The organism is Brenneria populi (genome assembly GCF_036016195.1).
In the GTDB taxonomy this organism is placed as follows: domain Bacteria; phylum Pseudomonadota; class Gammaproteobacteria; order Enterobacterales; family Enterobacteriaceae; genus Brenneria; species Brenneria populi.
Genome location: NZ_JAYWTM010000014.1, coordinates 1 through 23,208 on the forward strand (window position 1 = coordinate 1; position 23,208 = coordinate 23,208).

General features: G+C 57.9%; 21 protein-coding genes. 4 read left to right on the forward strand and 17 right to left on the reverse strand.

Annotated features, from left to right (window positions below; all coding sequences use genetic code 11):
* From VSX58_RS14135 to VSX58_RS14155, 5 genes are all read right to left on the reverse strand, one after another.
* Positions 1–591, reverse strand: a 591-nt coding sequence (locus VSX58_RS14135) for an aromatic ring-hydroxylating oxygenase subunit alpha (RefSeq protein ID WP_327618654.1), incomplete at its 3' end; no start/stop codon positions are given.
* A gap of 31 nt (positions 592–622) precedes the next feature.
* Entirely contained in the window at positions 623–2,473 is a 1,851-nt protein-coding gene (locus VSX58_RS14140) for an IucA/IucC family protein (protein WP_327618655.1), read from the reverse strand.
* 77 nt (positions 2,474–2,550) lie between these two features.
* Positions 2,551–3,117, reverse strand: coding sequence for a GNAT family N-acetyltransferase (locus VSX58_RS14145; protein WP_327618656.1), 567 nt, complete (start codon positions 3,115–3,117; stop codon positions 2,551–2,553).
* A complete protein-coding gene (locus VSX58_RS14150) occupies positions 3,107–4,306 on the reverse strand; it encodes an MFS transporter (protein WP_327618657.1) in 1,200 nt (399 codons plus the stop codon). Before VSX58_RS14150 ends, VSX58_RS14145 begins: the two co-directional genes overlap by 11 nt.
* A 22-nt stretch (positions 4,307–4,328) precedes the next feature.
* Positions 4,329–5,651 (reverse strand): lysine N(6)-hydroxylase/L-ornithine N(5)-oxygenase family protein, encoded by a 1,323-nt coding sequence (locus VSX58_RS14155; protein ID WP_327618658.1) that lies wholly within the window; start codon positions 5,649–5,651, stop codon positions 4,329–4,331.
* A gap of 460 nt (positions 5,652–6,111) precedes the next feature.
* Here VSX58_RS14155 and VSX58_RS14160 point away from each other — a divergent pair, with 460 nt between their 5' ends.
* The gene (locus VSX58_RS14160; protein ID WP_327618659.1) at positions 6,112–7,269 is read left to right on the forward strand and encodes a M20 peptidase aminoacylase family protein; all 1,158 of its coding nucleotides are present in this window, start codon (positions 6,112–6,114) and stop codon (positions 7,267–7,269) included.
* A 40-nt stretch (positions 7,270–7,309) separates the two neighbouring features.
* Here VSX58_RS14160 and VSX58_RS14165 read toward each other — a convergent pair whose 3' ends face one another.
* From VSX58_RS14165 to VSX58_RS14195, 7 genes are all read right to left on the reverse strand, one after another.
* Positions 7,310–8,065: an amino acid ABC transporter ATP-binding protein gene (locus VSX58_RS14165; RefSeq protein WP_327618660.1), complete on the reverse strand. Its 756-nt coding sequence runs from the start codon at positions 8,063–8,065 to the stop codon at positions 7,310–7,312.
* Positions 8,062–9,180 (reverse strand): amino acid ABC transporter permease, encoded by a 1,119-nt coding sequence (locus VSX58_RS14170; RefSeq protein ID WP_327618661.1) that lies wholly within the window; start codon positions 9,178–9,180, stop codon positions 8,062–8,064. Before VSX58_RS14170 ends, VSX58_RS14165 begins: the two co-directional genes overlap by 4 nt.
* Positions 9,181–9,190: 10 nt before the next feature.
* Complete coding sequence (locus tag VSX58_RS14175) at positions 9,191–10,327, reverse strand: amino acid ABC transporter permease (RefSeq protein ID WP_327618662.1); 1,137 nt, start codon at positions 10,325–10,327, stop codon at positions 9,191–9,193.
* A 177-nt stretch (positions 10,328–10,504) separates the two neighbouring features.
* Positions 10,505–11,554: an amino acid ABC transporter substrate-binding protein gene (locus VSX58_RS14180; protein WP_327618663.1), complete on the reverse strand. Its 1,050-nt coding sequence runs from the start codon at positions 11,552–11,554 to the stop codon at positions 10,505–10,507.
* A gap of 314 nt (positions 11,555–11,868) precedes the next feature.
* Positions 11,869–12,624 carry a sulfite exporter TauE/SafE family protein gene (locus tag VSX58_RS14185; RefSeq protein WP_327618664.1) on the reverse strand — a complete coding sequence of 252 codons (756 nt, stop codon included), beginning with the start codon at positions 12,622–12,624 and terminating at the stop codon, positions 11,869–11,871.
* A 109-nt stretch (positions 12,625–12,733) separates the two neighbouring features.
* A complete protein-coding gene (locus tag VSX58_RS14190) occupies positions 12,734–14,059 on the reverse strand; it encodes an MmgE/PrpD family protein (RefSeq protein WP_327618665.1) in 1,326 nt (441 codons plus the stop codon).
* A 79-nt stretch (positions 14,060–14,138) separates the two neighbouring features.
* Entirely contained in the window at positions 14,139–15,497 is a 1,359-nt protein-coding gene (locus VSX58_RS14195; protein WP_327618666.1) for an MmgE/PrpD family protein, read from the reverse strand.
* 336 nt (positions 15,498–15,833) lie between these two features.
* Here VSX58_RS14195 and VSX58_RS14200 point away from each other — a divergent pair, with 336 nt between their 5' ends.
* Positions 15,834–16,487 (forward strand): GntR family transcriptional regulator, encoded by a 654-nt coding sequence (locus VSX58_RS14200; RefSeq protein WP_327618667.1) that lies wholly within the window; start codon positions 15,834–15,836, stop codon positions 16,485–16,487.
* 555 nt (positions 16,488–17,042) lie between these two features.
* Here VSX58_RS14200 and VSX58_RS14205 read toward each other — a convergent pair.
* Complete coding sequence (locus tag VSX58_RS14205) at positions 17,043–17,966, reverse strand: LysR family transcriptional regulator (RefSeq protein WP_327618668.1); 924 nt, start codon at positions 17,964–17,966, stop codon at positions 17,043–17,045.
* A 67-nt stretch (positions 17,967–18,033) separates the two neighbouring features.
* Here VSX58_RS14205 and VSX58_RS14210 point away from each other — a divergent pair, with 67 nt between their 5' ends.
* Positions 18,034–18,651, forward strand: coding sequence for a LysE family transporter (locus VSX58_RS14210; protein WP_327618669.1), 618 nt, complete (start codon positions 18,034–18,036; stop codon positions 18,649–18,651).
* Between the two features lie 212 nt (positions 18,652–18,863).
* Here the strand turns inward: VSX58_RS14210 and hemY are convergent, their stop codons facing one another.
* Genes hemY through hemC form a run of 4 tightly spaced genes read right to left on the reverse strand, consistent with a single transcriptional unit; the run spans position 18,864 to position 22,904 of the window.
* Positions 18,864–20,072, reverse strand: coding sequence for a protoheme IX biogenesis protein HemY (gene hemY / locus VSX58_RS14215; protein WP_327618670.1), 1,209 nt, complete (start codon positions 20,070–20,072; stop codon positions 18,864–18,866).
* A 2-nt stretch (positions 20,073–20,074) separates the two neighbouring features.
* A complete protein-coding gene (gene hemX / locus VSX58_RS14220) occupies positions 20,075–21,202 on the reverse strand; it encodes a uroporphyrinogen-III C-methyltransferase (protein ID WP_327618671.1) in 1,128 nt (375 codons plus the stop codon).
* 23 nt (positions 21,203–21,225) lie between these two features.
* A complete protein-coding gene (gene hemD, locus VSX58_RS14225; RefSeq protein WP_327618672.1) occupies positions 21,226–21,966 on the reverse strand; it encodes a uroporphyrinogen-III synthase in 741 nt (246 codons plus the stop codon).
* The gene (hemC, locus tag VSX58_RS14230) at positions 21,963–22,904 is read right to left on the reverse strand and encodes a hydroxymethylbilane synthase (protein ID WP_327618673.1); all 942 of its coding nucleotides are present in this window, start codon (positions 22,902–22,904) and stop codon (positions 21,963–21,965) included. The genes hemD and hemC overlap by 4 nt, the downstream gene beginning before the upstream one ends.
* Here hemC and VSX58_RS14235 point away from each other — a divergent pair.
* Positions 22,903–23,172, forward strand: a complete 270-nt coding sequence (locus tag VSX58_RS14235) for a hypothetical protein (RefSeq protein WP_327618674.1) — start codon at positions 22,903–22,905, stop codon at positions 23,170–23,172. The genes hemC and VSX58_RS14235 overlap by 2 nt on opposite strands.
* Positions 23,173–23,208: the final 36 nt, after the last annotated feature.

Consider the following 23,208-nt stretch of genomic DNA (forward strand, 5'->3'; position numbering starts at 1 on the left):
CCAGTTGCATTTGCAATTATGTAACTCGACATGGTCGAGGACATAATCGCTGAAATTTATCTCTGGACGTAGCAACAATGCCCCAATATCGTGATTCGGATCGCGCGCGCCTTCAAACAGAAAACCGGAGACATTGAAAATGGGAAATCTCTGGAGACTGCGGCAAGGTTTATCCCGGAACTTTGGCGCACCGATGATTTGTCCGTGAATATCATAAGTCCAGGCATGCAGCGGACACATAATTCTATTGCCGGTGGCGCACAAATTGCCCCGATGAATATCGTGTTGTGGCGCATTGACGTTGAAATCGCCGAGCATTAACGCCTGGCGATGGCGGCAGACATTAGAAATCAGCGCCACTTCGTTCTCGTTACGTACCAGCACGCGCGAGTGATTATCATGAGGCAATGCATACCAATCGCCAACATTGGGCACCATTTGCTCATGACCAATATAGAGGCTACTCCGGCGAAATATCAGCTCCTGTTCCTCAGCATAAATAGCAGGGTCACAGTAAACACCGATCGGCAGTTGCGGAATGTCTTTCACGACGTTCTGGGCTAAAGTATCCAATGCTATGAAGCTTGACATACGATTACTCCTGAATTCGGTCCGTCATGATTTATGCTTTACGGGGGGATTTTTCTTGGCGCCGGGGCGCAAAAGGCGCCACCGGGTTGTCCAGCGGTTCTGCCATGATCAGGCTGCTTGCCGGATTAGCCAAGTCGACCATCTGCAAGTTGTTCTTCAACTGCAAGCGATTCAGGCAGGAGTGCAGGAACGTTGGCGCAAAGAAGTCATATCGTTGAAAACGCTCGGCCAGTTCTGGATGTGCATCCTGATATGCTGTTACCGATGCCGCTACGGCGTGCCAAAAATCGTCCTCGCCCATGCAGCCGTTTTCTTCCAGGATGTGGCTCATATGGCGGAACACGCCATCGAATACGTCGATGAATATACCCAAAATTTTGTAGTCTTCGGGGACATCTACGGCCAATCGCTCCAAACCGGGGGGCATCTTCGCATCCTTATCGAGAATCGCCGATTCCTCGGCAATGTCTTTCATGAAGACGCGAGTTGGTACATGGTTTTCCAGCACCAGAATGAGGTTTTCGCCGTGCGGCATGAACACGAGTAAGTGGGCGTAGAAACAATGCACCAGCGGCTGCAGGAAAGCGCTCAGATAACGTTGTAACCATACTTCCGGAGTCAATCCTGAACGGCGGATCAATTCAGGTAGCAGCGCTTGGCCCTCGGGATCGATATGCAACAACGCCGCCATGGTCATCAGACGCTCGCTCTGCTTCTGTAGATAGCGGGTCGGACTTTCCCGCCAAAGCGCCGAGAGCATTTTTTTGTACGGGCTGTCGGTTTCCAATGCAGCCTCATAGTAACGGTTACGGTAGCCTACCGAGGCCACTTCACGCAAAATGGAAAAACCATAGTCGCGCAGCACCGGGTCGGCTTCGACCAGTTGGTGCAAATACGCGTTGATCCCTGGCGTACCAGCCATGTAATACGGCGATAGACCTCGCATGAAGCCCATATTCAGCACCGACAACGAAGTCTTCACATAGCATTTGTGAGGATGTGAGACATTGAAGTAAGTCCGTACAGACTGCTGGGCCACGTACCGATCGGCACTCTCGCCCAGCGGAACAATCTTACGATTGGCGATGTCGGCAGCGAACATGATGCTCAGCTTGTTGTACCACTGCCATGGGTGCGTGGGCATGAAAATGTAATCCACCGGAGACAAGCCTTGTGCGGACAGGGCAGCACGCCAAGCCGACACCTGAACCTCTCCCAATTCCGCGTGTAACAGGCTGTCATGATCCAACCCGGGAATAGCCGCAAAGTGGGCATTGTCTTTATGCACAGCCAGCCAGATGATGGAAAAATGAGCGCCGGTTTCAGGGGCATATGCATGGTAGTCGAAGGCGTTAAAGCCAAGACGGCCGTTATTGGCGACAAAACATGGATGTCCTTCAAGCATCCCCGACTCGAAAGCCTGATAGTCGGCATCGGCGAGTCCGGCACTGCTCAGGTGAGGGCGTGTATGCTTATAAGCGGCTCCGAACAGCGTACTGCTGATTTCGTCGAGATATATAGGCAACTTATCGGGCGGGATACCCAGCGTGCGTTTGAAATCGTTGATGAAGACCAGCGCATCCAATTCAGCCTCTGCTTGTCCCTCGACAATACGCTGGATGCTTCCCGATTCTATGCGCCAATGCCGCAATGCCATGCGACGCGCTTCAAAACGGTAATGGCAGTTCTCCGTATCGGCCTTCAGTTCATAAAATTGCCAGCCCGTATCATGGCCCGCGCCGACGGCCTGCGGGATGAACACCTGCTCGTGGGTATATTCGGCGATTGCCTTACGCACCAGCAGGCGGTTTACCTTGCGCCAAACATCAGGCGTAAGGTGGGGAACGACGGTAGCGGGGTGTTTTGCCAGGGAAGACGTCATGCCGGGACTCCTTCTTCGTGACTTGATTAAAATATCTTTTCCGCCACATCACGGGCGGCGCAATTGTCCGTTCAGCTCTATTTCAGAGCGAGGTCAAAATCTTGAGGCGTGCAGAAAGCCAGTAAGGCCGTCTTGCCTGGCAGTTCCACCGTACCCGCCTCGGTAAAACCGACCAGAGTGTTAAGCCGGTGCACTTTGCTATTACGGATATCCGGCTCAACCACAACCCGACGTGCATGCAACTCGTCAAAGAGAAAAGCCATTACATTGCGCAGCACATCAAGGGTGAAATTGTGGACCGGCGTACAGCTCGGCCCAACGAAGAAGTGCATGCCGATATCTCCCGGCTGTACTGCATAATTTTTCCCAACCGGCTCCTTGGACGGGTCATAGCACTCCATGACGAATGCAGGCGCCCCTTGGTAAAACCCCATGTAGGTAGTTAAACCATGTTCACGACCATTGACATAGAAAGCCCGCGTCTGCTCCAGGCTCAAGCCCTGCATGTTCCAATAAAAGGCGTAGTCCATCTGATACCAAGGATGCAGGACGTCAATGTCAGCGTGAAGCTCCAGCGGGCTGAAAGAGAATGCGGAATTCAATGTTGGACGACGTTTTGCCGGGATCACGAATTCACGAGGCATGAGGATGCTCTCCTATTTCCGCATGGCGCCGATCGACGCCGAACGTGTACCGATCAATCAACGCGGTAAGTAGCATACCCGCGGCCGCGATAATGAAAGTCATCTGGATGCCGATCAGGCTGACTACATAACCTGCCGCGAAAGACGACAGCAGCACGCCGAGGTTTTGGAAAAAGTTGGCCACGGAAAAATCGCGGGCATAACCTTCGGGAGTACTGACTTGGAACAACGTGACTTCCAGCTTGACGATTATCTGATATAAAGCCCAACCGTAGAGGATGCGTCCGATAACGATCGCCCACAGCGATGGTTGCGCCTGCAAAGCCAATCCGACAGCGCCCAGCAACAAGTTGCCCAGCGTATGATCGAAAAAACAGGTTTGATGGCGGAAGAAATGTTTGATGGCCAATGCAACCAGAGCCACTACTCCGGGGATGGCGAAAACAAAACCAGTGAGCATTTGCTGCTGAATACCCGTCACTGTTTCCCAGTGCAGCGTAAAGAATGGCCTTACCAAATAGGCGGCGAAATCGAACAACAGCATCAGCAGACTCAGTTTGAGAAGGGCGGAAAGCGCTTGAGGGCTTCGTTTGGTTGGCAACACCGGCTGATTGTCCGCGTCACGGCGCAGAATTTTCACCACTTTGCCAGTACAAATCAGGTATAGACACAATCCCATCTGCGCGAGATCCCCCGCCGCCATCAGCCAAATACAGGCGTTTGGCCCAAACTGCTGTAGCACCTGCCCGCCAACGGCCGCGCCGAAAATAGCGCCGATGTGAATGACCACCGACAGCATGCCGACCACGACGGAATGATTGCTTGGTTCTTCCAGACGCATCAGGTAGGGAAACATCAGCAGGTAGCTGGCCTTGGCCATAAACATAAGCATGGTCAGCAGCCAGTAGGTTTGGATATTTGGAGCCCAAGCCGAAGCAAGGCAAAACAAGGCTGCGGCGAACTGGGTGTAGATCAGCAGGTACATGGTTTCTATGTGCCGGGCCACACGCGCCCATACCGGCAACATGCACATCACGGCGATGGAAATAGCCGCGATATAAGCGCCTACATGCACTGCGCTGACGACGCCATAACGCGCTTCAAAAAACTGCGGATAGAATGCGATCAGAATCGAATCACTGATAACGCCAAATGCCGACATAATTAAGATGGCTATACGCAAAGACATTTTTCATCGCGCCCTATGTACGTTACGGCAATGCCACGAAGCCGCTATCGGCCGGGGGCTGAAAATCCTGGAAAGCCGTGCGAAGCTCCCCAGGATAGTAGTCGTAACCGGTCAATTCTCGCAGTAGGCGGCTATTGCGATGACATGCGAGGCCAAGATCCGGGTTCGTCAAACCGTGACTTTGCAAACCGACATTTTGGACAAAGATTTCTCGATCTTCATGATCCACCGCCCAGTTACGCGACGGGGCGTAGCATCCCTCCGCATTCCAGCGGATGCGATCGCGAATGCCTTCGATGAAGTCGGGTAAACAGTAGCGATAACCTGTCGCCAGCACCAAGCCATCCGTGGCATAACGGTAACGCCGGGCAAGCTGGGTATGGTTAAAAATCAGTTGCCACTTTCTGGTATCTGCCTCGTATTGGCAGCTTTCAAGCGCAAGGTTAGTTAATAATCTTGTCGGCGAAACCTGACGATGCCTACGTTCGTCAAGCATGGCGAAAATATCGGATATCAGTGACGGGTTGATGCCATTATAAATACTGCGCTGATCTTCGAGGATTTCTGCTTTTACCGATGGCTCAAGACCATAGAAATAGTCGCCATAGTCCGGCGTAATCAATTCCAGGGTGAGCTTGGCGGTTTCCATTTGGAAAAAACGCGACGCGCGCGTTACCCAGTTGAGCTGATAGCCGTACTGCTCGGAATCACGCAGCAGATCCTGATAAACCTCTGCGCCACTCTGGCCGCTGCCGATCACCGTGACCGTACGGCAGCGTTGAAGAGATTCCTTGTTCTTCAAGTAGGCGGACGTATGTACCAGAGGGGCGCCATCCACCGTCGAACAACAACTCGGTATGTGGGGCGTGCTTCCAATGCCGATCACCAACTTGCGTGCGCAGAGCTGAAAAGGTTCGCGAGCAGGGCCACGCACGCCGCTGACACGGTACGCGCCTTCGCGCTCGTCGTGGTCAATCGCCAACACTTCATGCTGAAAACGCACATTGGATAGCTGGCCAGCGACCCACTTGCAATAACGATCAAATTCCTGCCGGGTGAGATACCAGTTTTCCCTGATATATAAGGTGTAGAGTTCCCCTTGTTGCTTGCAATAGTTCAGATAACTGAAGCGGCTGGTAGGGTCGGCCATGGACACCATATCCGCAAGGAAGGGGTTCTGCAAAGTCGTTCCATCCAGCAGCATGCCGGGATGCCAACTGAACTCCTGGTTACGCTCAAGAAAAAGGCTATTGACCCCTTTCAGCGGAGCCGCCAAACAGGCTAACCCCAGATTGAACGGTCCCAGACCTACAGCGATGAAGTCGTACACTTGCAATTGCGCCATAGCACCATCTCCAGGCAGGAAGAGTGACTCAGCATGACAATGGCTAAATGATAATGAAATTTAATATGATTAGCATGAATGTTATATTTCGCGTTGGTTACATGCAAGATTAATGTTAAAGAAAAGATAAGAATAAGAAATGAACCTATTGAAGAGCGGCGGGATAGCCTGGGCCCGGCCCTGTTCGGTGCGCGTTCTTATAGGCATGTCTTTAGGCATTTATGCATGGAGATTTTCAATAAAGATTTTATTTTCATTATGAAATGTAATTATTCCCTATCCTCTCTCGCCATACCGCCGCGGACGTTTTCCGCCGCCTGCGCGCCGCCGCGCCTAAGATGCCATTTGCGCGCTTGGCGGCGTATCGGGTGATCTTTATGGCGGATGACAATATGATGGAACCAAAGCCAGTGAGATAAGCCATTTCGTTCATCAGGGCAGAGAGTATGGAGTAAGACCAATGAAAACAGCACCGCAGCATGAGCCGCTGGCTCAGTTTATTCAGGCATTTCGGCACGATTTGCATCGCTACCCTGAATTATCCAATCAGGAATTTGCAACCACCAGGAAAATCAGGGCGGTATTGGAAAAAGAGGGGATCCGTATTCTCGAACTGCCGCTGAAAACCGGTCTGGTGGCCGAAGTCGGCGGGATACAGGACGGGCCTCTGGTGGTGGTGCGATCGGATATCGACGCTCTGCCGATTGAAGAGGAGTCCGGCGTTGAGTTCGCCTCAAGCTGCGCCGGCGTCATGCACGCCTGCGGGCATGATTTCCACGCCTCCGCCGCGCTGGGCGCCGCCATTTTGCTCAAGAACGTTGAATCCGAATTAAAAGGCCGGGTGCGCATTCTATTCCAGGCCGCCGAGGAGACGGGATTGGGCGCGCCGGACGTGATAGCCAGCGGGGCGCTGGACAATGCGACGGCGATATTCGGCATTCATAACGACCCCACGCTGCCCGTCGGGACGATCGGCGGTAAAGACGGCGCGTTGACGGCGGGCGTGGACCGTTTTGAAATCAAGATCGCGGCGAAAGGCTGCCACGCGGCCAAACCGCACGAGGGGAACGATCCGATCGTGATTCTGGGGCAAATTATCGCCGCCGTGCAAACCATTATCAGCCGCACCGTTCCCTCCGATAACAACGCCGTGGTCTCCATCACCCAGGTGCACAGCGGCAGCACCTGGAACGTGATCCCCGATACCGCCTATGTGGAGGGCACCGTCAGAACCTTCAGCCAGTCGGCGCGCGAGCTGATTGAACGGCGTTTCCGCCAGATCGTCGCGGGCATCGCCGCGACTTTCGGCGCCGACATCGAGTTTATCTGGCACGCCGGGCCGCCTTCGGTGGTCAATAGCGCGCAGTGGGTCGAATTCGCGCTCAAGGTGGCGCACGAGGAGGGGTTTGAGGCGCGACGCGTCGAGGCCAGCCCCATCGGCGAGGATTTCGCGTTTTATCAGCAGAAGCTGCCGGGCACCTTTATGATGGTGGGATCCGGCGGTCCTTACGCGCTGCATCATCCCAAATTCCGCGTGGACGACCGGGCGCTGTTCCCCACGGCGCACTACCTTTATCAGCTGGCGAAGCGGAGTCTGGAACTGCTTACGGCGCGCTGAGCGCCGTAAGGCATGCCGATGAAATATCGGCATTCACCGGTTAATGGCTCAGGATCTGCTGCAGAAACTGTTGCGTGCGCGGGTGCTTTGGCTGGTTGAAAAAGGTTTGCGGCGGCGCGGATTCGATAACGCCGCCGTCGGCCATCAGGATCACGCTATCGGCCACCGTTTTGGCGAACCCCATCTCATGGGTGACCACGATCATGGTCATTCCGGTGTCCGCCAGATCGAGCATCACGTCCAGCACCTCTTTAATCATTTCCGGATCGAGCGCCGACGTCGGTTCGTCAAATAGCATAATTTCCGGCTGCATGCAGAGCGCGCGCGCAATCGCCACGCGCTGCTGCTGTCCGCCCGAGAGCTGAAGCGGAAATTTATGCGCCTGATTGGCGATATGCACTTTTTCCAGATAGTGCATCGCCAGTTCGATAGCTTGCCGCTTTTTCATCTGCCTGACCAATGTCGGGCCGATGATCAGGTTATCCAGCACGCTCAGGTGCGGAAACAGATTGAACTGCTGGAACAGCATCCCGATGCTCAGCCGGATGCGGCTGATGTTTTTGATGTTGTCGTTCATCTCTATGCCGTTGACCAAAATCTGTCCCTGATGATGTTCTTCCAGCCGGTTGATACAGCGGATCAGCGTGGATTTTCCCGAGCCGGAAGGGCCGCAGATTACCACGCGCTCGCCCTTGGCCACGTTCAGCGAGACGTTGTTCAGCGCCTGAAACTGGCCATACCATTTGCTGACCGATTTGATCTCAATAACCGGTCGCGGGGAAAGTGGACTGCTCATGACAAGTCTCCGTGGTTAAGCGTCGCGGGATTGCGGCTGGCGTCGATACGTTTTTCCACCCACAGCGCGTAGCGGGAAAGCGAAAAACCGAATAACAGATAAATAAACGAGATAAACAGATAGGTTTCAATGTAATAACGGCGCCAGAGCGGGTCTTGCATCACGGAGCTGGCGGCGGTCAGGATATCGAACAGGCCGATAATAATCACGAAAGAGGTGTTCTTCATCGCCGCGATAATATGGTTGGTTATCGCCGGCAGACAGATGCGCAGCGCCTGCGGCAGGATGATTTTCGTGGTGGTATGCCAGTAATTCAGGTTGAGCGCCGCGGCGGCTTCGTACTGACCGCGGGGAACGGATTGCAGACCGCCGCGTATCACCTCCGCCTGATAGCAGGCGAAGAACAGCGCGATGCCGATAACGATACGCAGCAGTTTGTTGACTTCCATCCCGGTTGGCAGAAATAGCGGGAAGACATTGACGGCCACAAACAGAATGGTAATCAGCGGCACGCCGCGCAGGCTTTCAATGAAAATCACCGACAAACTGCGCAAAAAAGGCAGCGGCGAACGGCGGCCAAGCGCCAGCAGCACGGAAAATGGCATGCCGATAAACACCGTGCCGCTAAACAGCAGGATGGTCAGCGGCAGACCGCCCCATTCGGAGGAGGGCACCGGCGATAGCCCCAGAACGCCCCCGCTCATCAGCGCGGTCATCGCCATGACGGACAATATCCACAGCGGCAGCAGAATACGCGCGCGCCAGAAACGCGGCATCAGCGACAGGCCCAGCGCCAGAAACCAGACGGCCATGGCGATGGTCGGCCGCCAGTGCTGTTCGTATGGATAGAGGCCGAACAGCATCGGCCGATGTTTCTCGACAATCACCGCCCAGCAGGCGCCCGCGGCGTTCCGGCACACTTGCGGATCGCCGGTATTCCAGACGGCGTCGATAATCCCCCAGCGCAGCGCTTTTTCGCCGATGGCCGCCAATAGCGCCGCCAGCAGCAGGGTGAGGAGCGTCTGCGGCAGGCTGCTGAACAGGTTGCCGCGCGTCCAGCGCCAGGCGGCGAGCAGCCGGGGGCTCGCGCAAGCGAGTGAAAAAGGGGATGACATGGCGCTCTCCTCAGCGTTCTTTGATGGCGACGGCGCGGTTAAAAATATTCATCAGCAGCGAGGTGACGCAGCTGATCGTCAGGTAGACCACCATCATAATGGCGATGACCTCCAGCGCCTGGCCGCTCTGATTCATCAGGGTATTGCCGATGTTGGCCAGCTCCGGGTAGCCGACCACTACGGCGATCGAACTGTTTTTGGACAGGCTGACGAACTGGCTGGTCAGCGGCGGGACAATCACCCGCATCGCCTGCGGAATAATGATATGGCGCATCATTTGCCAGGAGGATAGCGAGAGCGAACGCGCGGCTTCCAACTGGCCCTTCGGGATCGACTGGATGCCGGCGCGGACGATTTCGGCGATAAAGGCGGAGGAGTAGAGCGCGATGCCCAGCAGCAAAGAGGTAAATTCCGGGCTGATGGTGAACCCGCCGCGGAAGTTGAAGCCGTTCAATTCCGGTCGGTTAAGCCGCAGGGGAGCGCCGGAGAGCCACCAGGCCAGCAGCGGCAGACCGACGATCAGGACCAGCGCGATGCGCCCGACCGGCAACGCGCGGCCGTGATGTTCGCGCAGGCGGCGCCCGGCCAGCTTCAGCCCGGCGCTGATGGCCAGCGCCGCCAACAGCGCGATAGCGCACCACAGCCAGCCGCTATGTTGGGCCGGTATGGCGACGGCGAGGCCGCGATTGGTTAAAAAGCCCACCTCGCCGAGTTCGATGGCGGCACGCGGACTGGGCAGATTGCGGATCACCACCGACCAGAAAATCACCTGTAAAATGACCGGGACATTGCGCATCAGCTCGACATAGGCGCCGGCAACGCGGGACAGCAGCCAGTTCTTCGATACTCTGGCGATTCCGACGGAAAACCCCAGCACGGTCGCCAGTATAATGCCCCAAAACGACACATACAGCGTATTGAGCAGGCCGACCAGCAGCGCCCGGGCATAGCTGTCGCGCGCGCTGTAATCAATCAGTTTTTCGCCGATTTCAAATTGAGCGGTATGGTGCAGAAAACCAAAGCCGGTCGCGATATTTTGCGACTGCAAATTACCCACCACGTTGCTATATAGCCAGTAGCTGAATAGAACGATCAGCACGCCGAACGACGCCTGATAAAACCATGCTCGACACGATTTATTACTCATGAGGGCGAAGATATTTTTAGCGGCAAAAAACTTTTCCGCGGATAAGGGAAAAGTTTTTGGGCTGATTATCTTTTCTGGAGGTTTAATCATCAGTGTTTCTTTTATTTCAGGCAAAAACCTGTCGAGTATGCTTATCCCGGCGTAAATAGCGACGACATTACGCCGGGATAAGCGGGTTTAGCGAATCGGCAAACCGTACAGCAGGCCGCCGTTAGTCCAGAGGTTGTTCAGGTCGCGATCCAGCGGCGCGGGCGTCTGCGGACCGAAATGACGGTTGTAGATGTCGGCGTAATTACCGACCTGCTTCACGATGTTGTATGCCCACTTGTTATCCAGCCCCAGCTTTTGACCGTAGTCGCCGGTTACGCCGAGCAGCGCCTGCACATCGGGATCGCCGTCGCCCAGCTTGCTGTCCACGTTCTGCTGGCTAATGCCCATCTCTTCGGCGTTGAATGTGGCGTAGACCACCCATTTGACGATGTCGTACCAGCGATCGTCCCCTTGACGCACGGCCATCGCCAGCGGCTCTTTCGAGTAGATGCCCGGCAGGATGATGTGGTCGGCGGCGTTTTCCGCATCGTGAATGCGCACGCCCGGCAGCGCGACCTTGTCGCGGGCGATGACATCGCAGCGGCCGGACAGATAGGCGGCGACGTACTCTTTGTTATTTTCGATCACCACGGGGGTGTAACGCAGCTTGCGCGCGGCGAAAATCTGCGCCACGTTATGTTCGGTGCTGCTGCCCGGCGTGATGCAGACCGTCGCGCCGTCCAGATCCTCGATGGCCTTTACGCCGGAATCCGCCCGCACCATAAAACCGGTGCCGGTATAGAACGTCGGCGGCGCGAAATTCAGCCCCAGCGAGGTATCGCGGGATAACGACGCCGTGATATTGCGCGACAGGACATCGACTTCCCCGGACTGAATCGCCGGGAAGCGCTGTGCGGTGGAGAGCGCGGAAAAACGGACTTTGCCGGCGTCGCCGAAAATCGCCGCCGCCAGCGCGCGGCAGTAATCGACGTCCAATCCGGACCACTGCCCTTTGCTGTCTATCGCCGAAAAGCCATGACGTGCGGGATGAACGCCGCAAATCAGCTCCCCTCTGGCCTTAATCTTCTCCAGCGTTTCACCGTTGCCGGGCGCGGCGGTTTCCGCACGGGCGGGCGGCAGAGTATTCCCCAGCGTCAGCAGCATAACCGCCGTGCAAACAAATAATTTCTTCAACATGGAAATCCTTATAGCGAGTGTGTTTTTTATTAACTTGCTGTAATTATTGGTAATTTATTTTATTGTGTTCTTTTGTATACCAATATTCTCAGCGCGCAGATGAAATGGCAAATAGCAAATTTCACTATGTAAAGACAAATATTGGATATAGAAATAAGCGGAGCCGGTGCGCGCGTCTTTGTCGTTCCCGCACGGGCGGGAATCTCCTTCAGACAACGCGCCGCCGCCGGAAATGTTTTCCGTAAAGGCGGGGATTTCATGCGGGTATGACGGACGCCGAGTGGCGCGCGATCCTCAACGCCATCCTCCTGCGCTTACAGGTATCCCTTGATACCCTGCCAGATTAACTGCGCGCTGAGGATCGCCATCGTCAGGCGAAACGCGGTGCGAAACAGTTTTTCCGGCAGGTTATCCAGCAGCCGGGTTCCCAGCCAGGTGCCCAGTACGCCGCTGGCGATCATCGCGGCCAGCATCGGCAGCCAGTCGGCGTAGGCAAAGCCCATCAGGCCGAAGGCGAGGATCTTCAGGCCGTGCTGCAGCACCATACAGGCGGCATGGGTGGCGATCAGCGGCTGTTTGGTCAGCCCCTGCGAACTGATAAGCCCGGCGACCAGCGGCCCGGTCGCCCCGACGATCATCGTGCCGATGCTGGTCACCGCTCCGCCGAGAATAAAGTACAGCCGATTGACCTTTTTGGGCGGCGCGCGCTTATGAAACACCGACCATAAAATAAACAGCGCCAGCGCGATCTTGGCGATGCCGTCCGGTATTCTGGCCGCCACCGGCGAGCCGAGCGCCACGCCCGCCGCGCTGCCGATGAAAAACCAAAGCACCAGCGGCCATGCGACGTACAGCCGTTGGATCAGCGTACGGCTCAGGTTTGAGCCGAGCTGTACGATGCCGTGCACCGGCAGCAGGCTGCCGATCGGCATGCCCAATCCCATGATGGCCAACAGCGTCACGCCGCCGCCCAGCCCCAGCGCGGCGGTCAGGGCGGAGGTGAGAAAACTGCAAAACACCAGGATGCCGGCAAACAGCGGCGAGATTTCCGGCGGGATCAGAGTGAGCATAGTAAACCATCTCATAATAACGTGATGAACGGCGCCGCCGCTTCCTTAAGCGGCGCGGCAGCGCCGGAGAGGCGACGCCGCAATCACCGGCCGGGGCCGGTAGCCGGCATTAGCGGAAATCATCCTGCAGCAGACGCCGATACAGCGCTTGAGCCGCCTCAAGCGGCATGGCCCGGCCGGCGCAATCGAGGAATTTCCGTTTAATCAGGTCGTCCGGCAACGGGATATCCGCGCTTGAGCCCATCGCTCCCGCCACATGGCGCTCAAAACGCCGTCCGTCCTGAGCGATCAGCGCGACCTGCGCGCTATGGGTCGTTTCCTCATCGTGGCGACGCAGCTCCACTTTCTCCATCAGGGCATTGGTGAGCGGATCGTTGAATGCGGCGTCGTCGATAAAGTCATCCAGCGTTAACCGGCCTTTCACCCAGGCGCGGGCTATACAGTAATGCAGGCTGAATTTCCCGGCCAGCGGAGTTTCCGGCCTCGGTATGTTGATGTGCGGGAAACGGATCGGGTGAACGGCGATCTGAATATGCGCGATCTGTTCGGCCGGCAGCGCAGTCTGCTCACGCAGGGCCAGCAGCCCGTCCAGCGGCGATAAGATCGCATAGCAGCAGGGGAAATACTTAAAGCTGTTGCCCTTGACCCGATCGAGGATATGCGACGGCGCGTCCCAGCTTTCGGTGAGCGGGGCGCTGTCGTAGTTTTCCGGCCCGCGGTTATAGACGTTGAAATAACCGTGGTGATGCTCAAAGGCGGTCGAGCCGGCGCTGTATCCCTGGCGGGCCAGCAAGAGCGCCATTACCGCATTGCGGTTGGCGTGTCCGACCGCCAGCGATTTGGTCTGGCTGCCGAAGTTGGACTTGATGCCGGAGGCCAACGACGCGCTAATCGACAGCGCGGTAGCCGTTTGTTCTTCATTAAGGCCGAGCAAGACGGCGCCGGCGGCGACGGCGGCGAAGATGCCGACCGAGGTGGTCGGATGCCAGCCGTGGCGGTATTGAAACGGGCTGACCGTTTTCCCCATCCGCGCCGCGGTTTCGTAACCGGCCAGGTAGGCGCGCAGTATCTCCCATCCGTCGGATTGCCGTTCATCGGCCAGCGCCAGCAGCGCCGGCAGAACCGCGACCGAAATGTGCCCGTGCAGCCAGGAGTTGGAATCGTCGAAATCCAGCAGGTGCGCGGAGGTGCCGTTCAGCAACGCGGCATCCAGCGCGTTGAGCCGCAAATCCGTGCCGAATATCCGGCTTTTCCCCGGCGCCGCCGAAGGGACGATAACCGCCCGCAGTTTTTCCGCGCCATCCTGTACGCCGCCCGCCAGCGTGACGCCCAGCGTATCAATAATGGCGGTTCTTGCGTGCGCCAGGGCGTCGGCGGAAAAAGTCTGGCGGGAAAACGCCAACAGGTTACGGGCAAACTGGCGGGCAATGGTCATGAAGTGGGGATCCTGTCAAATGTTGCAATCGGGTCCGGCCGTCAGAGAGGGCCGGACCCGATGGTTAAGTGGGTTGGCGTTAGGCGCGTCCGGCTAAAATTTCGCTGATGGCGGACAGCGAGCCCGGCCGTTCAAAATTGACCGCGGCCTGATACAGCCTATCGCTATCGGCGGCGCCCAATAGCGGTACGGTCAGCGTAGCGAACTTGGCGCGCAGCTCTTCGTCGGTGAGCGGATTTTCCGCATGACCGCGATAAACCTGGGTTTCGCCGTGCAGGCGCTCCCCGTCTTCCAGCCAGATATCGATAAAGGCGGAGCTGGCGGACTGGCCGTCGACCGCTTCCACTTCCAGCAGCGGCAGCAGCTGGCGCGGGCGCGGATCGTCGACGGTTTGCTGGGTAAAGTCGGTATCGGCCAATTGATAGCCGCTCAGCGCGAGGGTAATGCAGTGCGGAATGCTGAATTTACTTTCCAGCGGCGTTCGCGGATTGGCGATGCCGGCGTTCACCACGCCCATCGGATGCACTTTGGCGTGAATGCGTTTGATTTTGCGGCCGTTAAGCTGTGGATAGAGGCCGCGCGCCGTTTCTATCGACGCATGCGTTCCGCGGCAGCTGGCGTAGAGTTTGTAGCCGTTGGTCAGCAGTTCCCAGCTCTGGCCGAAATCCAGCGGGGGCACTTCCGCGCTGCCGTCCTGAATGAATATTTTCACCCAGCCGTCGGTTTCATAGAAATGGTGCGCGGCGACAAAACCGTCGGCGGCGAGTTCGGCGGCCATAATGCCGTCCATCGCCGCTTTACCGGCATGAAACGGTTTGCCATGCGTGCCGGAGGATTTCTGCAGCCCGCCCATCATGGTGGCGGCCGCGCCCAGCGCATTGGCGATCTGCTGCGGATTCAAACGCAGGATTGACGCGGCGGCGGCGGCGGCGCCCGCCCGCCCGACGATCGACGTCGGGTGGAAGCCCCTCCGTTGCAGATTGCGGCCCACGCCGGGCACCCAGCCGCCGCCCAGCTTGGCCATGACTTCAAAGCCGGTAATGAAGGCGATAAGCGCAGCCCGTTCGCTGGCGTGATGCGCCTGCGCCATGGCCAACGCGGCGGACCAGCAGGGGCCGCTCGGGTGCCCGGCGCCGGCCGGATGGGTGTCGTCGTAGTCGGCGGCGTGCGACATGGTGGCGTTGACCAGCGCCGCCAGCGCCGGCGCGCTTCTGCCGCCGAGAAAGATTTGCGCCTCCCCCTGCGAGTTCCAGCGCTCGGCGACCTGACGCACCGCCCGTACGGCATCATCGTTAACGGCCCCCAGCGCCACGCCCAGATAATCCACCAACGCGCGTTTGGCTTCATGCAGGACGGCGTCGGGAATCGGCAGCCGGGGCGCCTGACTGATAAACTGATTAAGCTGTTCTCCGCGCGTGAGCGCAAGGGTCGTGGTCATCGAAATGACTCCTTAGGCAAGCGAAAAACCGTGCTGCTGAAAAGCGCGGATGGCGGATCGCACAGGGTTTTCATTTTTTTTGCATTCAATTGTATACCGTATGATAAAAGAGAATAACAACAGAGCCCGCCGACGCAAAGATGCTTTTTAGCTAAGCAAAGAACAAAATAAGCAATACGGGATATTGCCAATGGCGTAACCTCGGGCAAACTTGAAATGTTTTCAACTCGTTGCCGCCTGCCGTTCCGGCGAACGGATCGCGCGGGGATATAATGAGAGCTTTCGGCCCACCCGCCGTACGCCTGTTTAAATGACTCAATCACAAACTGACGGATTATGAATCTAAAACTGACTGACCGAGAAGCGGCCTTATCGCCTTTTGATACCCTGATAGCCGCGATTGAAAACGGCGAGCTATTGCCGGGAGAACGTTTACAGGAGGCCCGGCTGGCGAAGCAGTTCGGTTTGAGCCGTACGCCGATTCGTGAAGCCTTGCACCGTCTGGAAACGCTGGGGCTGGTTGAACCCGGCCCGCAGCGCGGACTGATGATCGCCCAGCTGAGCTATGAGCGGCTGCGCCAGCTATTTGCGGTGCGCGAGGGGCTGGAGCGGCTGGCTATCGAACTTGCCGTCACCTCGGCGTCCGAAGAGGAGATCGGCCTGTTGCAGGATATGGTCGACGCCGAACGGAAAATCAGCGACAGTAAACGGCTGCATGATCATAACCGGTTGTTTCATCGTCAGATTTATCGTTCAACCCATAATCCTTACCTGAATGAAATGCTGGATAACCTGCGTATTCACCTGTCGCTGTTGCGCGGCACCACCTATGAGCTGCCGGAACGGACCGAGGAAGCGAAAAAAGAGCACCAGCTGATCGTCGATGCGCTGGCGCGGCGCGATCGCGAAGCGGCGCAGGAGATCGCCTGCCAGCATATCAGAAATGGCTACCGCGCCCGTTTGAGCATTTTGAGCCAGCGGGACTTTTAAACCGTTGGCATCCGGCGACAACGGCGAAGCGCACTGTCTCCAAACGGAGACGTGTAATTAATTGATAGATATAAATAAATTATTTACTGGCTTAATTTGTCTCTGAATGGAGACGATGCGCTTGTCTCCCGCCCGGTTTTTCCGTTGATGCGCCGAACGGCGAGTGAAAACATAATTGTTTTATTTATCAGTAGATAAGGTGTTTTTGCCGCGCCGTCGTTGAAAATATGGCGCGGGAAATGCATAATTCCCGCCGTAGATGCTCATTCCACCTTCTATGCTTGCTTCGGCTTCATAATCCTGGGAATGACGCAGAGCCAATTTGCGGTGCCTATCGTCCAATTCCAGATGAAGATGCGATATCTCCATCGGACTTTTCGGACATAACGTTGAGTGAGGCACCATACTGTTGTCTTACAGACCTGATTTTTTTAACGCTTACCGCTATCGGTAAGCGTTTTTTTTTTGCGTCTGTGATCCGTTATCCCTGGCGCTTTGCCGGCGCGGGCCTAAGCCGGCTGGCCTTGCTCTCCTTTTGCCGCGTCCGCTGCTTGTTCAGGCCATTGCCCGCAACCATGCCAGTAAGTCCGCCTGCGGGCCATCGGTCGGCAGGGGCTGGGGCGACAGCAGGCAGTAGCGCGAACCGTCCGCGATAAAGCCGAGCGGCGCGACCAGCACGCCGCTGTCGAGATCGTCGCGCACCAGATGCCACGGACCAATCGCCACGCCCAGGCCGGCCACGGCCGCCTGCAAGCTGAAATAGAAATGTTCGAAAGTCTGTCCCCGCGCTTCGGGCATGGCGTGTCCGGTGGCGGCGGCCCATTCCTGCCACGCGCCCGGTCGCGTGCGCGAATGCAGGCGCGGAGCGCCGGCGCGCAACGCGGCCGTAGCGTTCTCCATGGAGAACCAGGCCGCCACCTTGTCGGGGCGGCAGACCGGGCCGACCCGCTCCGCGAACAGAGGGGCGGCGTGGTAGCTGTCCGGCCACGGGAAGTCGTCACGACGGATAGCCAGGTCGATGCCGCCGCTGAAGGAGAAAGGCCCGCCGCCGGCCACCAAATGCACGTCGATCCCCGGGTGGCGAGCCTGGAAATCCGGCCAGCGCGGGATCAGCCAGCGCATCAGCAAAGTCGGCTCGCACGACAGCACCCAGCGCCGCGCCTGGCGGGCGTTGGCGCGTAGCTCGCCGACGGCTCGCCGCATCAGGTCGAATCCATCGCCGACGCCCTGCGCCAGCCTGCGGCCGGCGTCGGTCAGGAACACGCGTCGGCTGCGGCGTTCGAATAGCGCCACGCCCAGTTGGTCTTCGAGCAGACGTACGGCGCGACTGACCGCGCCGTGGGTGAGGTGCAGTTCGTCGGCGGCCCGGCTGAAGTTCTCCAATCGAGCGGCCGCTTCGAAGCAACGCAACGCCAGCAGGGACGGCAGACGCGCATCGGAAGATGGTGAGTTCAGCTCACTATTATTGTCAGAAAACATCGTTATTCCTGCACGTTAATTGCAAATAGCATTGGCTTTATTTCGCTGGTTTCTCACAGGATACTCTATGACTGAATTGATAGCTGTAATCACAATCACCTTACTGGCCGTTATCAGCCCCGGACCGGATTTCGCGATGGTGACGCGCAACAGCCTGATGCTGTCGCGGCGCGCGGGCGTACTGACGGCCCTGGGCATCGGCCTGGGCGTGCTGGTGCATATCTCCTATACGCTGGTCGGCGTGGGCCTGCTGATTCAGCAGTCGATTTGGCTGTTCGACGCCATCAGGCTGGCCGGCGCCGCCTATCTGGTTTATCTCGGCGTGAAGATGCTGCGCGCGAAGCCCGGCGGCGCGCCGACCGTGGGGCGCATCGCGTCACTGTCGGATGGCTCAGCGCTGCGCGTCGGCTTCCTGACCAACGTGCTGAACCCCAAGACCACGGTGTTTATCGTTAGCCTGTTTATGCAGGCGGTGCGGCCCGATACGTCGCTGGCGGTACAGATCGGCTACGGCGCTTTCATCTCCGCGGCGCATATGGCCTGGTTCAGTCTGGTGGCTATGTGTTTCTCGACCGGGGCCGTGCGCGCTCGGATGCTGGCGGTGCGCCACTGGATTGACCGCGCTTTCGGCGGGCTGCTGATCGGCTTCGGCGTTCTGCTGGCGATGGCACGCGGGGCGCGCTGAGCGTCTCGGCAATCCGCCATGCCGGGGCTTGCGCAGGAGGTAGGGCGGTGTTGCCGTTCCCCGCGCCGTATTCCGTCGTTCTCGCCGTCAAGCGGCTTGCCGACGCCAGGGGCGACGGCGAAAGCGCCTCTGACTTGCGTCTTCAGGCGGCCGGCGCGGCGCGGAAGAAAACCCGTGAGACCGCTCCGCCGTCGCCGGCCGCCATCTGTCGATCAGCCCTCTTGTTTCGGCGATTCCGCAGGGGAGAGCGTGAGCATCAAGCCTTCCCGCCGCATCCGGGCGGCCTCGTCAGGCAGATGAAGGCGCTCAAGGGCGTCGGCGCGCCAGGCGTAGTCATAGGCATCCGGGCGCTGCTCCAACGCGGCGCGGAAAGCATCGCTGGCCTGCTGCCACTCTCCATGTTTCATCAATAGCTGACCCAGCGTGCTATTCAGCAGCGGCGTCGCGCCCTGCTGTTTGATCAGCTGGCGCAGCATTTTTTCCAGCCGATCGGCGTCGCCGGACTTCAAACGCGGCAGCAGCAAAATCAAACGCTCGTCATATTGGCGTTTGAGGCCGTCCAGAATGATTTTCTGGGCGGCATCGTGATCGTCGCACTCAATAAGATGCTCGGCTATCGCCACCTGTAAAGGCACTTCGTGACGCACTTTACGGCCCTGATTGGTCCACCACTGTTTCAACCCTTCGCTGCCGCCATCGGCCATCGCCTGATTCATCAGGCCGAGATAAGCCTGCTGCTCTAGCGCCTGCAGCTGCGCGTCATCGTGCAGGTTGGTTTTACGCATGGCGGGGATAATGTCCAGCAGGGCGCTGTAGGCGTGGGTGCGCAGGAAAGCCTGCTCCGCAAGACGCAGAACTTCCGGGTGGCGCGGCGCGCTTTCTAACAGGCGATCCACGCCATGGCGGGCGGCATGATCTTCATGACGAGCCAGTTGGATGCGTACCCGGGTAATATCGACCGGCAGCTGATCGGTATCGGCGATCTCCGCGGCGCGTTCCAGATACTGCTTGGTGCGGAAATCGTCGCCGCGCTGCTGCGCCGCTTCCGCCGCCATCAGGTAGTTAACCACCGGCTGTTCGGCATGGTCCGCATTGCTGGCCATCAGTTTTTCCACCTGCAGATAATCGCCCTCCGCCAGTTTGAGCAGCGCGGCCTTGGTCTGTTTTCTGGCCCGGGTGCGTTTGCGGCCCAGGAACCAGCCGCGGGTGCGGGCGCCGGTATGGAAAATACGGCGTATGACCCACTCGACGGCCAGCAGCGCCAGAAACAGCAACACCAGCATGATGACCAGACCGGTGACGCTGGTTTCAATATTGTAATTGTCCGTTTGAATCAGTACGTATCCCTGATGGCCGGCGACCATCGGGCCGATAATCACTCCTGCGATCAGGATGAGAAACAGCAGTAAAATTTTCAGCATGTTCAGCCCTCCCGCGGCGTCGCCGGCGTTTGCGCCAGCAGGTTGCGTACGCGCGTCTGCATCAGTTTTTCCAGTAGCGGTTGGCTTTGCAGCGTGGCCGGCACGTCCATTGATACGGACTGCTGGCTTAATTCATCCAGCCTTTCCAGAAAGGCCTGGGTATTGGCGTCGCTGGTGTCAAAGTAGGCTCTGATCCAGGTGGCGGCGGTTTCCAAAGACTGCTTGTAAGTTTCGTTCTGATGGCGCGGGATGGCCTGCGCCGCCACCAGCAGGCGGGAGCGGATATTCTCGCGCAGATAGACGTCCTGGTTCGGCGCCAGCAGCGGTTCCGCGGCGCTATCGCGGCGGCGAATGGTGATGAACTCCGCGATGAAGTTATGCCAGCTCTTGCTGAGATTTTGCCGCCATTCGCTGAGAGAGGCCGAAAGCTCGCCGCTGTTCTCATCCATTGGGGTTTCATCGCTGTTGTTGTCGGCAAGACGCAGGTTATCCACCTGATCCGTCAGTTGGTTCACTTTAAGGATAATGCCGTCGAAGTCGATCTGGCCGACGCCCGCCAGCGCGCTGATATCATTGGTGAGGGCGCGCCGCACTTCAATTACGCTCGGGTCGTTCATTTCCGCCAGGCTGGCATCCGCGCTTTTCAGCAGCGCGCCCGCGGTGGTGACGTCTTTATCGCTCCATAGTTTGCGGCCGGCCATTTTCACCAGGAAATCCGCCTGCGATAGCAGCCAGGTATTGGTGTCGTGCTCGGTCAACGACGCCAGTTTCCTGCTGATTTCATCCGACTGGAGGGTCAGTGCGTTAAGGCGTTGCTCGGCGGCGTTCAGAGATTTGTTATGCGACTGCTGCGCCTCTTGCCACTGCTGTTGCCCCTGTTCGTACTGCCGTTGCAGCGCGCTCAACCGAGACTCCAGACTCAGGATCGCGGCGTCGTCCCGCTGTTCTTGCTGATGCGTGTAGTAATAAAGCCCGCCGCTGAGCGCCAGCGCGATAATAATAGCTGCCGCCCCCAGTAATACGCCGCCGCGTCCGGACGGTTGCGCTTTGGGCTCCTGCTGCTGATGCGCGGGCTCAACACGTTCTGCAACCTCTTCGGATGGGGTTGTGGGGGTATTGTGTTCCGTCATAATGGTACATCCCATGATCAGGTTTATTGTAGTGCGCGCATGAGCGCATCGTTATCGGCATTATCGGCTATTCGAATATGACGCCAGCCGAGTTGGCGGGCCTGGTCGGCCAGTCGTTCGCTAACCACGACCAGCTGGCAGCCCAGTAACCAGGAAGCCCGATAGTAATCAGGCACTAAAGTATAGATCCGTTGTAACATTTCTCCGCTGGTTATCGCCAGCGTATCGACGCCGGCCTGCTGCCAGCGGCGGCTCTGCTCCAGCCCATCATAGTAAACGGGGCGGCGTTGGTAGCATTCGCAGTAACTCACCTTAGCTCCGCGTTCCCTGAGCGTATCGCCCAGCAGTTCCCGACCGCCGTTACCCCGCAATAATAGTGCGTGTTTACCATTAACATACTGTAATTCTGGTAATTGTAGTAAATTTTCGCTGCTTTCCCGCTCAGGCGGGTAGGCGACATGCCGCGCGCTGACCCGATGCAATGCCAGGGCGGTGGCGCGGCCGACGGCGTAATAGCTGGGATTTTGCGGCCAGCCGGCGCCGCCGCGGGTTAACTGCGGGTCGGCATAATCTACGGCGTGCCGGGAAAGCGCGAAGAGCAGGTCGCCGGGGCGCAAGGCCGCCAGCATGGCGGGGAGCCGCGCCAGTTCGCCGCCCGGTGAGAATTCAATCAGCGGGCTGTGGTAGGCGCTGTAGCCAAGTTTTCTTAATCGGGTCACCAGTTGTTCACCAGCCGGCGACGGACGGGTAACCAGAATCGTCATGGCGAGGGCATTTCCTGATAAACCGCCTGGAGAATTTCTTTGGCGCCTTTGGTCAAAAGCTCTTCGGCCAGCGCGACGCCGATCTGCTCCGCCTGCGCGCGTTTTCCCCTGCGCTCGCCGGTAATGATGCGGCGGCCGTCCGGCGAGCCGACCAGCGCGCGCAGCCACAGGGTATCGCCATCCAGTTCGGCGTAGCTGCCGATGGGAACCTGGCACCCGCCTTCAAGACGCAGATTCATCGCCCGCTCGGCGCGTACGCGCGCGGCGGTATCGGCGTGATTCAGCGGAGAGAGCCAGCGGCGGATCCGCTCATCGTCCAGCCGGCACTCGATGCCGATCGCACCTTGTCCGACCGCCGGCAGCGAGACTTCCGGGCTGAGCGTGTCGCGGATGCGCTCTTCCATCCGCAGGCGTTTTAACCCTGCCGCCGCCAGAATAATCGCGTCATATTCGCCGCTATCCAGTTTCGCCAGCCGGGTGCCCACGTTGCCGCGTAGATCGCGGATAACCAGGTCGGGGCGTCGGGCGCGCAGCTGACACTGGCGACGCAGGCTCGAGGTGCCGACGCGGCTGCCCGCCGGCAGCCGATCCAGACTGGCGTAATGATTGGAGACAAAGGCATCGCGCGGATCGTCGCGCTGGCAAATGGTCTCCAGACCGAGGCCTTCGGGAAATTCAGCGGGAACGTCTTTCATCGAATGTACGGCGATATCGGCGCGGCCTTCAAGCAGCGCCAATTCCAACTCTTTGACAAATAGCCCTTTGCCGCCGACCTTGGCCAATGGGGTATCCAGAATAATATCGCCGCGAGTCGTCATCGGTACCAGTTCCACCTGAAGTTCGGGATGGAAGTCGTTCAGCAATTGCTGAACATATTGTGCTTGCCACAGAGCCAGCGGGCTCTGCCGGGTAGCAATTCTAATAATATTGTCTAACATGCTTGATACCGTTTTTATCATTTTCTTCGGTCATCGTATCATTGATGGTGCGCCAGTGTCAGGTGACAGGCGCCTGCGCCTGCTCTCGAAACTGGGAGAAAAGGGCGGGGTGAAGCGGCATGCGGCGGGCCGGACTTATCAGGCGATTACTAAATCCGTAATGAAAGCAAGGAGGATAAGTCTAACTTTCTTTACTTTCTTTACGCTTAATCAGCAAGGTGTTAAATTGATCACGTTTCCAGCAATATCTTGCCCAACATTCTTCTAAAAATTCACGCGGGCAAGCCGGGAATACGGTTTTTTT

Coding starts and splice junctions, on each gene's coding strand:
- VSX58_RS14235 (WP_327618674.1), top strand. CDS start 22,903: ATGCTTGATACCGTTTTTATCATTTTCTTCGGTCATCGTATCATTGAT.
- VSX58_RS14195 (WP_327618666.1), bottom strand. CDS start 15,497: ATGACCACGACCCTTGCGCTCACGCGCGGAGAACAGCTTAATCAGTTT.
- hemD (WP_327618672.1), bottom strand. CDS start 21,966: ATGACGATTCTGGTTACCCGTCCGTCGCCGGCTGGTGAACAACTGGTG.
- VSX58_RS14210 (WP_327618669.1), top strand. CDS start 18,034: ATGACTGAATTGATAGCTGTAATCACAATCACCTTACTGGCCGTTATC.
- VSX58_RS14150 (WP_327618657.1), bottom strand. CDS start 4,306: ATGTCTTTGCGTATAGCCATCTTAATTATGTCGGCATTTGGCGTTATC.
- VSX58_RS14205 (WP_327618668.1), bottom strand. CDS start 17,966: ATGTTTTCTGACAATAATAGTGAGCTGAACTCACCATCTTCCGATGCG.
- VSX58_RS14180 (WP_327618663.1), bottom strand. CDS start 11,554: ATGTTGAAGAAATTATTTGTTTGCACGGCGGTTATGCTGCTGACGCTG.
- VSX58_RS14200 (WP_327618667.1), top strand. CDS start 15,834: ATGAATCTAAAACTGACTGACCGAGAAGCGGCCTTATCGCCTTTTGAT.
- VSX58_RS14170 (WP_327618661.1), bottom strand. CDS start 9,180: ATGTCATCCCCTTTTTCACTCGCTTGCGCGAGCCCCCGGCTGCTCGCC.
- hemY (WP_327618670.1), bottom strand. CDS start 20,072: ATGCTGAAAATTTTACTGCTGTTTCTCATCCTGATCGCAGGAGTGATT.
- hemC (WP_327618673.1), bottom strand. CDS start 22,904: ATGTTAGACAATATTATTAGAATTGCTACCCGGCAGAGCCCGCTGGCT.
- VSX58_RS14185 (WP_327618664.1), bottom strand. CDS start 12,624: ATGCTCACTCTGATCCCGCCGGAAATCTCGCCGCTGTTTGCCGGCATC.
- VSX58_RS14145 (WP_327618656.1), bottom strand. CDS start 3,117: ATGCCTCGTGAATTCGTGATCCCGGCAAAACGTCGTCCAACATTGAAT.
- VSX58_RS14175 (WP_327618662.1), bottom strand. CDS start 10,327: ATGAGTAATAAATCGTGTCGAGCATGGTTTTATCAGGCGTCGTTCGGC.
- VSX58_RS14190 (WP_327618665.1), bottom strand. CDS start 14,059: ATGACCATTGCCCGCCAGTTTGCCCGTAACCTGTTGGCGTTTTCCCGC.
- VSX58_RS14165 (WP_327618660.1), bottom strand. CDS start 8,065: ATGAGCAGTCCACTTTCCCCGCGACCGGTTATTGAGATCAAATCGGTC.
- VSX58_RS14160 (WP_327618659.1), top strand. CDS start 6,112: ATGAAAACAGCACCGCAGCATGAGCCGCTGGCTCAGTTTATTCAGGCA.
- hemX (WP_327618671.1), bottom strand. CDS start 21,202: ATGACGGAACACAATACCCCCACAACCCCATCCGAAGAGGTTGCAGAA.
- VSX58_RS14155 (WP_327618658.1), bottom strand. CDS start 5,651: ATGGCGCAATTGCAAGTGTACGACTTCATCGCTGTAGGTCTGGGACCG.
- VSX58_RS14140 (WP_327618655.1), bottom strand. CDS start 2,473: ATGACGTCTTCCCTGGCAAAACACCCCGCTACCGTCGTTCCCCACCTT.